The sequence below is a fragment of the Nonomuraea corallina genome (genome assembly GCF_027620315.1).
Taxonomy (GTDB): Bacteria; Actinomycetota; Actinomycetes; order Streptosporangiales; family Streptosporangiaceae; genus Nonomuraea; species Nonomuraea corallina.
On sequence record NZ_JAPNNL010000015.1, the window covers coordinates 41,436 to 54,636 of the forward strand.

Here is a 13,201-nt window from a genome sequence, read left to right on the forward strand (position 1 = left end):
GCCCATGACAGGGAATCACTATGCGATTGAGGCTCAGGGCCTGGTCAAACGCTATGGGGAGACCAGAGCGCTCGACGGCGTCGACCTGGCCGTGCCCGCGGGCAGGCTGCTGGGCGTGCTGGGCCCCAACGGGGCGGGCAAGACCACGGCGGTGCGCATCCTGGCGACGCTGCTGACGCCCGACGCCGGCCGGGCGTCGGTGCACGGGTTCGACGTGACGAGCCAGGCCCACCAGGTGCGCTCGATGATCGGACTGACGGGCCAGTACGCGGCGGTCGACGAGATGCTGACCGGCGTCGAGAACCTCTTGATGATCGGCCGGTTGCTGGGCCTGTCCAGGGGTGACGCGCGGCGGCGGGCGGCGGCGCTGCTGGAGCGGTTCCATCTGACCGACGCGGGCGGCCGGGCCGCGAAGACCTACTCCGGAGGCATGCGCAGGCGGCTCGACCTGGCGGCGAGCCTCGTCGGCAGCCCGCAGGTGCTGTTCCTGGACGAGCCGACGACCGGACTCGACCCGCGCAGCCGCACCGAGCTGTGGGGGGTGGTGCGGGGGCTGATGGCCGACGGCGTGACCGTGCTGCTGACCACGCAGTATCTGGAGGAGGCCGACCAGCTGGCCGACGACATCGTGGTGTTCGACCACGGCAAGGTGATCGCCTCGGGCACGTCCGACCAGCTCAAGGCCACCACGGGGGCGCAGGTGCTGGAGGTGCGGCCGGCCGCCGAGCATCAGTTGCCGACGGTGTCCGCGGTGGTCGAGGAGGTCGTGGGCGACCCTCCGGAGGTGTCGGGAGGGCGGGTCACGGCCGCCGTGCGCGACCCCGCCGTGGTGCCGGCGATCGTCCGCCGCCTCGACGACCTGGGGATCATCGCCTCCGAGCTGACGCTGCGCAAGTCCAGTCTCGACGAGGTCTTCCTGGCCCTGACCGGGCACCGCGCGGAGGAGCGCGAAGCCGGCGACGAGAAGGTTGACGACCTGGAGGTCTACGCGTGACCGCGATGACGTTGCCGGCGCCGCCCAGGCGGGTGAGCGCGGGCGCCACGGTGAGCCAGACGCTGACGCTGGCCTGGCGGAGCCTGGTGCAGATCAAGCACAACCCGTGGGAGCTGCTGGATCTGAGCATCCAGCCCATCATGTTCCTGCTGCTGTTCACCTACGTGTTCGGCGGCGCGATCTCCGGGTCGACGGGCGACTACCTGCAGTTCGCGCTGCCCGGCCTGCTGGTGCAGAACGCCCTTTTCTACACCCTGTCCACGGCCATCGGCCTCAACACCGACATCTCCAAGGGCGTCTTCGACCGGCTCCGCAGCCTGCCGATCGCCCGCTCCGCGCCGCTGACCGGCCGGATCATCGCCGACACGTTCAAGCAGGTGTGGGCGTTCGCGCTGCTGGTCGGGTTCGGCATGGTGCTCGGCTTCCGGGTGACCACCGGGGTGGCCGGGTTGCTGGGGGCGCTGGCGCTGCTCGTGGTGGTGGCGCTGGCCATGTCGTGGATGTCGGTGCTGATCGGGCTCAAGGCGTCCAACCCGGAGAAGGTGCAGATGTTCTCCTTCTCGGTGATGATGCCGCTGACCTTCACCAGCAGCGCGCTGGTCGATCCCGCCACGTTCCCCGGCTGGCTGTCGGCCTGGGCCGAGGTCAACCCGGTGACGCATCTGTCCGACGCGATCCGCGGCCTGCTGATCGGCGGCGCGGTGGCCGGGCCCACGCTGATCTCGCTGCTGTGGGCGGCGGGGTTCATGGTGGTGTTCGCGCCGCTGGCGATCAGGGTCTTCCGCCGTCACGTGTGAATGGGATCATTCACACGTGCATGCCGAGTCCGACGATCTCGTCCTGGCTCATCAGGCGGCCGCGTTCGCGGTGGCGGGCGAACTCCCGCTCCCCGAGCGCGGCCACGGCGTCGGCGGTGATCCGCACATGATCGTGGTCCACGACCATGTGCGAGCCCTTGATCGTCTCGGCGCCGCCGAGCAGCGCCGCCGCGTCCTCGGGCCGTCCCGCCGCCATCGCCACAGCGGCGCAGGAGATCACGACGATGCCGATGAGCTGCGCGTCGTGCCCCTCGGTCGCCTGCTCCAGCGCGAGCGCGAGCAGGCGCCGCGCTCGCGGCAGGTCGCCGTCGTGCACGGCGGCCAGGGCGACGGAGGTGTTGACCGCCGACACCATCTGGATCGGCGCTCCCGGAACCCGTTCCATGAGCGCCCGCGCCCGCGCGAAGTGCTCGCGCGCCCCTTCCAGGTCGCCGTCCTGACGGTGGAACTCGCCCCAGATGGCCGCCACGCCCGCCTCGCCGATCTCGTCGCCGCTGTCCCGTATCGTCCGGGTGAGCTCGTGCAGCAGGCGTTCGGCCTCCTCGCGGCGGCCGAGCAGGTTCAGCCCGAGCACCACCTGGGCCCGCATGTAGGCGGTGTCCTCCACGCTGCCGAGCTCGTCCACCAGTTCCAGCGCGCCCTTCATGACCTCCAGCCCGCGTTCGGACTCGCCGCGCAGGAAGTACACGTTGGACAGGGTCGAGCAGGCGTTGGCCGTCCCCCACCGGTCGCCGACGACGCGGTAGGCGTCGAGCGCGGCCCGCGACTCACGCTCGGAGTCCTCCAGCCGCCCGGACGCGTAGTGGACGAGCCCGCGCAGCAGCCGCCCGGTGGCCACCACCCACGGGTCGGTGTGGCGGTCCATCTCCCACACGAGCGCCTCGTCCTTGGGCCGGCCGCTGCCGTAGAGCACGAACAGCGGCCCGGCCAGCGCCATCAGCGGGTGCGACGGGGTCTCGCCGCCCAGGCGACGCGTCTCCTCCAGCGCCTGCCGGCTCTCCTCCCAGGTCAGCTGGGTGCCGTAGCCGTTGAGCACGTACACGACCAGGGCCACGGCTCTGGCCGCGCCGTCGGCGTCCGGCCCCGCGGCGGACAGCGCCTCGCGGGCGCGTGCGGCGGCCTCGGCCCGGTGCCCGCGCAGCCACCAGTACCAGCCGAGCGCGCCGACCAGGCGCAGGCCCAGCTCGGCGTCGCCGCCGCCGACGGCCCAGCGCAGCGCGGCGGCGAGGTTCTCGTGCTCGGCGGTGAGCTCGGCCAGCCGGTCGAGCTGCTCCCCGGTGCGCAGCCCCGGTTCGGCCGTCTCGGCCAGGCGGGTGAACCAGTGGGCGTGGGCCCGCCACACCGCGTCGAGCTCGCCCGACTCGGCCAGGCGTTCGGCTGCGTAGGCGCGGATGGTCTCCAGCATCCGGTATCGGCCGCCGTCGAACACCACGAACGACTTGTCGACCAGCCGGGCCAGCGGGTCCAGCACGTCCCCGTACAGGTGCTCGATCGTGGCGAGCGTCGCGCCGCCCGCGAACACCGAGAGGCGGCGGCCGAGCGTCCGCTCCTGCTCGTCCAGCAGGTTCCAGCTCCATTCGACCACGGCGCGGAGCGTCTGGTGGCGCGGCTGCGCGGTGCGGCTGCCGCTGCTGAGCAGCCGGAACCTGTCGCCGAGCCGCGCGGCGATCTCCTGCGCGGTCAGCGACCGCAGCCGGGCCGCGGCCAGTTCGATGGCGAGCGGCATGCCGTCGAGCGCCCGGCAGATGGCGGCGACGGCCCCGGCGTCGGCGCCCACCCGGTAGCTGGGACGCACGCCGGCGGCCCGGTCGGCGAACAGCCTGACGGCCGGGTAGGCGGCGGCCTGGCCCGGAGAGGCGTCCGCGGGCGGCAGGCCGAGCGGGGGCAGGGCCCAGGTGACCTCGCCGGTGATGCCGAGCGGCTCACGGCTGGTGGCCAGGACGCGGACCCCCGGGCAGTCAGCGAGCAGCCGGTCGGCGACCAGGGCCGCGTGCTCGACCACGTGCTCGCAGTTGTCGAGGACGACGAGCGGCCGCCGGTCGCGCAGCGCCGCCGTCAGCCGGTCGAGCGGCTCCCTCGGTACGGCGGCGCCGCCCATGGGGGCGAACACCGCGTCGCGTATCCCCAGCGCCCCGACCAGGCTCCGCACGACCTCGGCGGCGTCCTGGGCGGCGGCCAGCTCCACGAGCCACACCCCGTCGGGAGTGTCGGGCTCCACGGCCTCGGCGATCTCCAGGGCCAGCCGGGTCTTGCCCGCGCCGCCGGGGCCGACGAGGGTGACCAGGCGGTTGCCCGCCAGCAGGCGGGCGGTGTGGCGCAGGTCCTCCTCCCGGCCGACGAAGCTGGTCAGCCTGGCCCGCAGGTTCCCCCTCCGGCGCGCCGCCTCCGGGGGACGGTCCGCGCCGGGCCCGCCCCTGGGCGCGGCCGCCTCCGGCGTCTCTCCGGGAGCTGCCGACGGGCTCGATCCCCGGTGTCCGGGGACGGCGCGCAGGATGGTGAGGTGGAGTTCGGCCAGGCCGGGGGACGGTTCGGCGCCCAGCTCGTCGCGGAACGTGCGCCGGGCGGACTCGTACGCCGCCAGCGCCTCGACCCGCCGGCCCGACTCGTACAGGACCCTCATGCGCAACCCGTGCAGGCGCTCGCGCAGCGGATGGGCGGCGAGCAGCCCCGACAGCTCTTCCAGCAGGCCGGAGTGCCGGCCGAGCCGCAGCTCGGCCTCGACGCGGTCCTCCGCCACCGCCAGCCTGCGGCTCTCCAGCCGGGCCGCGTCGGCGGCGATCAGGTCGCCGGACAGCCCCGCCAGCGCGGGCCCGCGCCACAGCGCCAGCGCCTCGTCCATGGCCGCCCAGATCTCCGCGGGGGCGCCGTCGGACTTGGCCAGGCTCTCGAACCGCCACGCGTCCACCTGGTCGGGCCGGGCACGCAGCGCGTAGCCCGGCGGGGCGGACACCAGCACCGAGGCCTCCTCGCGGGGAGCCCGGCGGGGTTCGAGGACGCGCCGCAGCCGGGAGACGTATCCCTGGATGGTCGACAGGGCCTGCGCGGGCGGCTCGCCCGGCCAGAGCTCGTCGATGAGGGTGTTCACGGGCACGGCCCGGCCGCCGGCCACGATCAGGCGGGCGAGCACCGCCCGCTGGCGCTGGCCGCCGAGGTCGAGGGGGGTGCCGTCCGCCCAGGCCTGGAACGGTCCGAGCGCGGTGAAAGTCAACATTGTGGGCATAAGACTAGGACCATCCAGACGTGCAGGTAAATGAGAGCTTATTGCGCCGGGAGGTCCGCGCCGACCACCGTCCCGCCGCCTTCACGGGCCCGGACCGTGCACGTTCCGCCCAGTTCGGCGGCGCGCTCGCGCATGGACCCCAGCCCGACGCCCGCGCGGACGTCCGGCGGCAGGCCGATCCCGTCGTCGGTCACGGTGACCCGCAGCATCCTGTCGCCACGTTCCAGCCGGACCGTCACGGCGGACGCGGCGGCGTGCTTGCGCGCGTTCGTCAGCGCCTCCTGGACGATCCGGTACGCGGCCACCTCGACCGCCGCGGGCAGGCCGGTCAGGTCGCCGACGGTCTCCACCGCGGTCGCCGGCCCCTCAGGCGTACCGGCCAGCTCCTCGATCGCGCCGGTCAGGCCCAGCTCGTCGATCGCCGGCGGGCGCAGCCCGTACACGAGCTGCCTGATGTCGGCGCTGATCGCGTCCATGCCGGTGCGCAGGTCGCTCAGCAGCCGATCGGCCTGCTCGGGGGAGCGGCGCAGGGACAGCCGGGCCGCGTTGATCAGCATCGCCATCCCGGTGAGCGACTGGCCCAGCCCGTCGTGCAGGTCGCGGCGCAGGCGGCGGCGCTCCTCCTCGCGCGCCGCCAGGATGCGCTGCCGCGACCGCTGCACGGCCGCGGTCATGCGCACCGCGTGCGCGGCGTCGGCGATGTACGGGGAGAGCGTCGCGAGCACCCGCTCGTCGTGCGCGGCGGGGAAGCGGCGCCGGGCCGTCCCGCCGACGAGCAGCAGCCCGACCGGCTCGCCGTGCCAGACCAGCGGGATTCTCCTGGCCACGGGCTCGGGCGAGCCCGTGGCCACGGTCGCGCCGTCCAGCTCCACCGCCACCCCCGTCACCGACAGCCCCTCACGCAGCACCTCCAGCGTCGCCAGCAGCCCGTGCCCCGGATCGACCCGCTGCAGGCGGTGCTTGAGCCGCTCGGCCAGCTCCGCGGGCACCCCGGTGCCGCCGTAGAGCAGGCGGTCCACGCCGCGCTGCAGCGCCTGCCGCATCGGATGGAAGAACGCCCCGGCGAACAGCGCCGCCGCCAGCCCGGCGATCGAGTGCACCTCGGCCAGGAACAGGCTGGAGGCGGCCCCCACCGCCAGGTAGACGGAGGTGACGACCAGGGCGAGCCCGGTGCCGACCACGGCCCGGCTGATCAGGGTGTCGATGCCGAACAGCCGGTAGCGCAGCACCGCCACGGCGATCGCCGCCGGGATCAGCGGGATGCCGAACGAGGCCGTCCACCAGGCCGCCCCGCCGAGCATCCACGGGACCAGCAGCCCCGGCAGGGTGACCAGCAGCCACAGGATCTGCCGCCGCTCGATCGCGTCGCCCCGGGCGAACCGCACGGCCAGCGAGGTGAACGCCAGCGCCATCCCGGCGGTGACCAGGACGTGGGAGGCCTCCCTGAGCTCCCGGTCCACGGTCAGGAGCGCGGCCCAGTCGAGCAGGTGACCCGTCACCGCCGGCACGACCGCCCACCGCCAGCGCCGCGACGGCAGCCGGCCCGCCGGGTAGAGCAGGGGCAGCAGCACGCCGAGCGAGAGCTGGCACGCCTGCCAGGTGGACTCGACCACGATCCAGGCCCACCCCGGGTCCCCGTACAGGGCGATGAGGTTGGCGGACAGGATGTTCGCGGCGGCGCTCACGCCGCCCGCGCAGAGCAGCCACCCGATGACCAGCCGCGGCCTGCGGTGGACCAGGATCGCGCCGAACACCGGGAACGCGGTGCCGGCCACGTCCTCCGGCGCGAACGGGAGCGGCGTGTACGGCGCGGGCGGCAACCGGGCGGTCACCCAGATGTTGGCGAGCTCCAACGCGATGGCGAGGGTCGCGAGCCCGATCGCCGCACCGCGCGCCGCCCGTGCGTGGCGCATGAAATCCGTCCTCCCAGCCTGCAGGCTGGGAGGAAATTATCGGGGCCGGGCCAACGACGAATCAAAATCCGTTCAACGGCGCCGGATCGCGGGGCCGATCGCGAGCATCCCCGCCGCGGCGGCCAGGCCGATCCCGCCCACCGTGAACCAGAGCGCCGGCTGCCCGCCCGCCTCCAGCAGGGCGCTGCCCAGCAGCGGGGCCAGCATCCCGGCCGCCGACCAGGCGAACCCGAACAGCCCCGCGTACCGGCCGCGCAGGTGCGCCGGGGCGAGCCTGGTCAGGATCGTCCCGGCGATGCCCGCGGTGATGATCTCACCCGCGGTCCACACGGCGATGGTGACCGCCAGCATGGCCGTGCTGGTGACGAAGGACGTCAGCGCGAAGCCCACGCCCATGACGGCCATCCCCGCCGCCAGCGGCCACGGACAGGCCGCGGGCCTGGGTGAGGAACACGCCGGTGAACGGCAGCGCCATGGTCCCCAGCCGGTTGACCAGCGTGCCGCCCCACAGGGCCCAGAAGGGCCGGGGCAGCCCGCCGAAGGCGGCGCGCAGGAAGGACGGCTTCACGGGGGCGGTGGTGGTCACCCGGACAGGTTCCGGCTCCTGGCACACCCGGTCGAACGATTTAGGAAATGCTAAAAGCATGGCAGTGACCTGGGTGCTCAAGCCGGAGGACGTGGCCCGGATCCGGTTCGCGTTCTCGCCGCTTTGGGAGCTGGTGGCGAGCCTGCGCACGCTCCAGGACCCGGCCAGGCAGGCCCTGCACCTGCCCTGGCTCACCTGCGTGCGGCCCCGGCTGGCCGGTCTCGACCTGGACGAGCTGCTCGCGCTGGTGCCCCCGACCGCGAGTTCTGGCCGCGCGTCCACGCGCTGCTCGAACGCGACGTGCTGCGCCGTTCGCGGGAGCTCGCCGGCGGCGGCGCGCGCGAGCTGTTCGCCTCGCTCGACCCGGCCGTGACCTGGTCCGCGGGCAAGCTCGTGGTCGACCGGCCCTGGTGCAACGACGACGCCTCGCTCCACGGCGACGGCCTGGTGCTGGTGCCGAGCGCGTTCTTCTGGCCGTCGGTGGCCGTCATGTCCGCCCCCTACCAGTCGATGCTCGTCTATCCGGTGCTCGGCGTCGGCACGCTGTGGGAGCAGGGCCCGCCGCCCGCGCCCGGCGCGCTCGCCGCGCTCATCGGCCGCAGCCGCGCCCGGATCCTGCTCGCCCTGGCCGAGCCGACCACCACCACGGCGCTGGCCGGGCGCATAGCGCTGACGCCCGGCGCGGTCAGCCAGCACCTGACCGTGCTCAGCGGCAGCGGCCTGGCCGTCGGCATGCGGGTCGGCAAGCAGGTCGTCTACCGGCGCACCGCCACCGGCGACGCCCTCGCCCGCGCGCCTCAGGCGTACCGGGACGACTCCAGCAACCAGTCGAGGTGGGCCCGCGGCGCCGCGAGGTAGGCGCAGGCCACCTTGCTGACGTCCCTGGCCGTGCCCGGAGCCAGGTCGTCCAGCGGCAGCCGCCGCGCCGCCCGGCTCATGTCGCGGCACCGTTCGGCGATCCGGTCGAGCACCCAGCCGACCGCGTCGCGCTCGCCCAGGCCCAGCTCGCGCATCGCGATCACGACGAGGTTGTGGCCGTCGCCGTGCTCCTTCGGCCGGGAGGCCACGTCGTTGCACCAGGCGGTGATGTCGCTGCAGGAGTTCACCAGCTCCTGCCACGGCTCTGACCGGTGCACCCAGGCCGGCACCTCCACCCGCAGGCACGGCTCCACCAGGTCGTACAGGTAGGGGCCGACCGTGCCCCTGCGCAGCATCGGGTAGTCGGCCAGCGTCGGCGCCCTGCCCGCCGCCCGGTTGTCGGCCTCGGTGCGGCAGGCGTAGTGCTGGCGCTGCAGGTTGACCGCGAACCGGCGGCGCCACTGGTCGCTCATCCGCGCGCTCGTCACCCGCCACAGGTCGGCGAAGGCCGCCTCCAGCGGATGGCCGGCCGACCCCTCCAGCATCCCCTGGAACACCTCCAGCGGGCACGGGCCCTCGTCCAGCTCGTCGTCCAGGTGGAACAGCCACGTCAGCCACTGCGCGAACAGCGCCGCCGCCGCCGCGTCGAACTCGGCGAACGCCCGCCCCGCCATCCGGTGGAAGCCGACCTCCGGATCGGCGCGCAGCCCTGTCCGGCGCGCCCAGTCGATCACCGCCGCCTCGATCGCGTACACGGCCGGGTGCATCCGGCACGGCGCCGCCATGGCCGGCACCCGCTCGATCAGCGGCAGCAGCGCGGCGGCGGCCCTGCTGCCCCGGCGGGGCAGCGGCAGCAGCGGCTTCCAGTGCAGGACGGAACGGAGCGCGGACCGTACGGAAGCCATCACGGTCGTGCTCACCGCGGTGTTCACAGGGGCCCGAAGAGCCAGTTGCCGGGCGCTCCGGGCTCCTCGCCCGCGTAGAAGTCGCGGGCCGCCTCCAGCAGCTCGTCCACCGTCAGCACGCCCCTGCCCGTCGTGTCGAGCCGGTCGAAGGCGGCGTCGGCGTCGTCGTGGCCGGTGCCGAACGCGGCCAGCAGCGTACGGAACTCCTGCGGCCCCACGTAGCCGTCCGCGCCGCGGTCGCACAGGGCGGCCGTCGCCACCACCGCCGGGTGGAAGACCGGTTCGTACCGGTCGCCCTTGACGAACGCGGCCGTCATGCCGAGCCGGAAGTCCTCACGGGACAGGTCGGCGTCCTCGTCGCGGCCGAGCGCGGCCGTCAGCTCCGCCCAGATGCGGTCGAAGCCCTCGACGAGGGCGCTGCCGGTCACCGACGTGGGGGACTCCCCGAACCCGACCAGGATCCGGGCGCCCAGCCCCAGCAGGTCCTCGCGGTCCACGACGCCCCGCCCGGCCGCGTCGATGTGGTCGAAGGCCCGATCGAGCTTGTGATTGAGCAGGTCGATAGCCACCAATGCCTCCCCCGAGACTGACTGCGTGATCACATTAAGTCCGGCCGCGCCCTTTGTCAGTGAGGCTCGCACCGGCACCCCTCGTAACGTGTGCGAAACACGGACACGGCATCCTGATAGGAGACCTGTACTGTCATCATGAGGGGACGCCGTGGACCGCCAGCAGGAGTTCGTGCTCCGCACGCTCGAGGAACGCGACATCCGGTTCATCCGGCTCTGGTTCACCGACGTGCTCGGCTTCCTCAAGTCCGTCGCCATCGCGCCGGCCGAGCTGGAAGGCGCGTTCGCCGAGGGCATCGGCTTCGACGGCTCCGCGATCGAGGGGTTCGCCCGGGTCTACGAGTCCGACATGCTCGCCAAGCCCGACCCGTCGACGTTCCAGATCCTGCCGTGGCGCAGCGAGACGCCCGGCGCCGGGCGCATCTTCTGCGACATCCTCATGCCCGACGGCTCCCCGTCGCACGCCGACCCGCGCTGGGTGCTCAAGCGCACGCTCGCCAGGTGCGCCGACATGGGCTTCACCTTCTACACCCACCCGGAGATCGAGTTCTTCCTGCTGAAGAACCGGCCCGAGGAGGGCCGGCGGCCCGAGCCGATCGACTCCGGCAGCTACTTCGACCACACCCCCCACAGCTCCGGCCACGACTTCCGGCGTCAGGCGATCATGATGCTGGAGTCGATGGGCATCTCGGTGGAGTTCAGCCACCACGAGGGCGCCCCCGGCCAGCAGGAGATCGACCTGCGGTACGCCGACGCGCTCACCACCGCCGACAACATCATGACCTTCCGCCTGGTCATGAAGGAGGTGGCGCTGGAGCAGGGCATCTGGGCCTCGTTCATGCCCAAGCCGTTCACCGAGCACCCCGGCTCCGGCATGCACACCCACATGTCGCTGTTCGAGGGCGACCGCAACGCCTTCCATGAGCCCGGCGCCGACTACCAGCTGTCCAAGGTGGGCCGCTCGTTCATCGCCGGCCTGCTCAGGCACGCCGCCGAGATCACCGCCATCACCAACCAGTGGGTCAACTCCTACAAGCGGCTGTGGGGCGGCGCCGAGGCCATCGCCGGGCAGGGCGGCGAGGCCCCCTCCTACGTCTGCTGGGGCCACAACAACCGCTCGGCCCTGGTCCGGGTGCCCATGTACAAGCCGCACAAGGGCGGCTCGACCCGCATCGAGTTCCGGTCGCTCGACTCGGCCTGCAACCCGTACCTCGCCTTCGCGCTGATCCTGGCCGCCGGCCTCAAGGGCATCGAGGAGAGCTACGAGCTGCCGCCGGCCGCCGAGGACAACGTGTGGACCCTCACCAGCGCCGAGCGGCGCGCCCTCGGCATCCAGCCGCTGCCGCAGTCGCTCGACGAGGCGATCAGTGTCATGGAGCGGAGCGAGCTGGTCGCCGAGACGCTCGGCGAGCACGTGTTCGACTTCTTCCTGCGCAACAAGCGCGCGGAGTGGCGCGACTACCGCCGCACGGTCACCGAGTTCGAGCTGGGCCGCTACCTGCCCGTCCTCTAGCATCGAGGGCCGCCGCGCCGCCGCCGGTCGGGCGGCGGCGTGAGCAACGTCACTCGTACACGGAAGTCACCTGGGCGCAACGTCCGGACCGTATCTTTACTGATCCCGGGGGTTTGCCTCCGGGGAGTGCGGGCACCCGTACGGCTTCGTCGTGGATGGGAAGTTTCGGCGGGTTTCGTGGTGTTATCCCTGGGTGTGGGACCCGGGGCGTGACTGATCAGCAGGTCCAGTACTATCGGCCCATCCCGAATGACGTTTTAGGACTTCGCCCGATTTAGGGTGATATAGGAGGGTGTTGCATGACGACGGCTGCCCTGCAGACCGTACTGACCGTTCCCGAACGCTACCGGGGGCCTGCCCAGTGCGCCAACGGCGGCTGGCTGGCCGGCACCCTGACAGACGCGCTGAACGGCGGACGATCGGCGGTCGAGGTCACGCTGCGCGCCCCGACACCCCTCGGCACCGAGCTGAAGCTGGAACACCTGGCCAACTCCGTCTCCCTCTACGACGGCGACAAGCCGCTCGTCGAGGCCATCCCGGTGGCCGAGGACGTCAAGGCGCCGCCTTTCGTGCGCTTCACCGAGGCCGCTCGGGCCGAGGCCGGCTTCCCCGGCCGCCGCGCCCACGCCTTCCCCGAGTGCTTCGCCTGCGGGTTCCGTGAGCCGGGTGACGGGCTGCGCATCTTCCCGGGACCGGTCCAGGGCGCCGAGGACCTCGTCGCGGCCGGATGGCGGGTGCCGTTCACGGTGGCCGAGGAGGACGGCGTGCCCCCCTCGGTCGTCGGCGCGGCGCTCGACTGCGTCACCGGCTGGGCCCACCTCAAGCCGGGCGAGTCGGCGCTGCTGGGCCGGCTCGCGGTGCAGTTCCACCGCAAGGTGATCCCGGGTGGCGTCTACTCCGTGGTGGCCCGCACGACCGGCCGCGAGGGCCGCAAGCGGTTCGGCGAGAGCGCCATCTACGAGGTGGACGGCACCCTGGTGGCCGCCGCCAACGCCACCTGGATCACCCCTCGTTGACCTTGACATCCTCGATCCTCATGTCGGGTTTGTAGGGGTATAGAGGGCTTTACATTGGGTGCCATGCGCATCACGGTGATCGAGCACGAGGCCGCCGCCCCGCTCGGCTACCTGGCCGATTGGCTGGGGCTGCCCTGCGACGTCGTCCGGCCGTACCTGGGGGAGGAGATCCCCGGCCGGGCGGCGGACGGGCTGATCGTTCTGGGCGGCGAGGCCGCCGCGTGGGAGGACGAGCGCTTCCCCTGGCTGCCCGCCACCAGGGAGCTGCTGCGGCGGGCCGTCGAGGACGGCACCCCGACGCTGGGCGTCTGCCTCGGCGCCCAGCTCCTGACCATGGCCTGCGGCGGCACCGTGGAGCGGGGCGCCGACGGACTGGAGGTCGGGGCGTGCGAGGTCGTCGCGCTGCCCGCGGCCTCCGCCGACCGGCTGCTGGCGGGCGTCGGGCGGGCGATCGCCGTCCAGTACCACCGGGACGCGATGACCCGCCTGCCCGAGGGCGCGGTGCCGCTGATGACCGGCGACCCGTACCCGAACCAGGCCTACCGGCTGGGCGAGGCCGCCTGGGCGGTCCAGTTCCATCCCGAGGCCACGCCGGACATCTTCGCCTCCTGGACCTCGGGGACAGGCCTGGAGCACCTCGACGAGCAGGTGCGGGCCGCGGCGCCCGCCCTGGAGTCCACCTGGCGCCCCGTCGTGCACGCCTTCGCGTCCGTCGTCCGCGCCACCGCCCTCACCTCCGCCCCCGGAACCTGACGCCCCCGGAACCTGACGCCCCCGGAACCTGAGCCGCTCGGACGCACGCCGGCCCT

12 protein-coding genes are annotated in these 13,201 nt (G+C 73.2%); 7 read left to right on the forward strand and 5 right to left on the reverse strand.

The window, feature by feature from the left end; all coding sequences use genetic code 11:
- Window positions 1–4 precede the first annotated feature (4 nt).
- Both OUY22_RS06375 and OUY22_RS06380 read left to right on the forward strand, forming a co-directional pair.
- The gene (locus tag OUY22_RS06375; protein WP_270153843.1) at window positions 5–994 is read left to right on the forward strand and encodes an ATP-binding cassette domain-containing protein; all 990 of its coding nucleotides are present in this window, start codon (window positions 5–7) and stop codon (window positions 992–994) included.
- Window positions 995–999: 5 nt separating this feature from the next.
- Window positions 1,000–1,791, forward strand: a complete 792-nt coding sequence (locus OUY22_RS06380; RefSeq protein WP_270153874.1) for an ABC transporter permease — start codon at window positions 1,000–1,002, stop codon at window positions 1,789–1,791.
- Between the two features lie 10 nt (window positions 1,792–1,801).
- Here the strand turns inward: OUY22_RS06380 and OUY22_RS06385 are convergent, their stop codons facing one another.
- The 3 genes from OUY22_RS06385 to OUY22_RS06395 all read right to left on the reverse strand — a co-directional run bounded on the left by OUY22_RS06385 (window position 1,802) and on the right by OUY22_RS06395 (window position 7,341).
- Entirely contained in the window at window positions 1,802–5,023 is a 3,222-nt protein-coding gene (locus tag OUY22_RS06385) for an AfsR/SARP family transcriptional regulator (protein WP_270153844.1), read from the reverse strand.
- Window positions 5,024–5,070: 47 nt separating this feature from the next.
- Window positions 5,071–6,945, reverse strand: coding sequence for a sensor histidine kinase (locus OUY22_RS06390; protein WP_270153845.1), 1,875 nt, complete (start codon window positions 6,943–6,945; stop codon window positions 5,071–5,073).
- A 72-nt stretch (window positions 6,946–7,017) separates the two neighbouring features.
- Window positions 7,018–7,341, reverse strand: a complete 324-nt coding sequence (locus OUY22_RS06395) for an MFS transporter (RefSeq protein ID WP_270153846.1) — start codon at window positions 7,339–7,341, stop codon at window positions 7,018–7,020.
- 248 nt (window positions 7,342–7,589) lie between these two features.
- Here OUY22_RS06395 and OUY22_RS06400 point away from each other — a divergent pair, with 248 nt between their 5' ends.
- Window positions 7,590–7,904 (forward strand): hypothetical protein, encoded by a 315-nt coding sequence (locus OUY22_RS06400; RefSeq protein WP_270153847.1) that lies wholly within the window; start codon window positions 7,590–7,592, stop codon window positions 7,902–7,904.
- A complete protein-coding gene (locus tag OUY22_RS06405; RefSeq protein ID WP_270153848.1) occupies window positions 7,832–8,389 on the forward strand; it encodes a helix-turn-helix domain-containing protein in 558 nt (185 codons plus the stop codon). Before OUY22_RS06400 ends, OUY22_RS06405 begins: the two co-directional genes overlap by 73 nt.
- Here the strand turns inward: OUY22_RS06405 and OUY22_RS06410 are convergent.
- The gene (locus OUY22_RS06410; RefSeq protein ID WP_270153849.1) at window positions 8,329–9,309 is read right to left on the reverse strand and encodes a terpene synthase family protein; all 981 of its coding nucleotides are present in this window, start codon (window positions 9,307–9,309) and stop codon (window positions 8,329–8,331) included. The two genes, OUY22_RS06405 and OUY22_RS06410, sit on opposite strands and share 61 nt — an antisense overlap.
- Before the next feature lie 8 nt (window positions 9,310–9,317).
- Window positions 9,318–9,863 carry an EF-hand domain-containing protein gene (locus tag OUY22_RS06415; protein ID WP_270153850.1) on the reverse strand — a complete coding sequence of 182 codons (546 nt, stop codon included), beginning with the start codon at window positions 9,861–9,863 and terminating at the stop codon, window positions 9,318–9,320.
- A 151-nt stretch (window positions 9,864–10,014) separates the two neighbouring features.
- Here OUY22_RS06415 and OUY22_RS06420 point away from each other — a divergent pair, with 151 nt between their 5' ends.
- The 3 genes from OUY22_RS06420 to OUY22_RS06430 all read left to right on the forward strand — a co-directional run bounded on the left by OUY22_RS06420 (window position 10,015) and on the right by OUY22_RS06430 (window position 13,145).
- Window positions 10,015–11,376, forward strand: coding sequence for a glutamine synthetase family protein (locus OUY22_RS06420; RefSeq protein ID WP_270153851.1), 1,362 nt, complete (start codon window positions 10,015–10,017; stop codon window positions 11,374–11,376).
- A gap of 299 nt (window positions 11,377–11,675) precedes the next feature.
- Window positions 11,676–12,392 (forward strand): PaaI family thioesterase, encoded by a 717-nt coding sequence (locus OUY22_RS06425; protein WP_270153852.1) that lies wholly within the window; start codon window positions 11,676–11,678, stop codon window positions 12,390–12,392.
- Window positions 12,393–12,455: 63 nt separating this feature from the next.
- Complete coding sequence (locus tag OUY22_RS06430; RefSeq protein WP_270153853.1) at window positions 12,456–13,145, forward strand: type 1 glutamine amidotransferase; 690 nt, start codon at window positions 12,456–12,458, stop codon at window positions 13,143–13,145.
- Window positions 13,146–13,201: the final 56 nt, after the last annotated feature.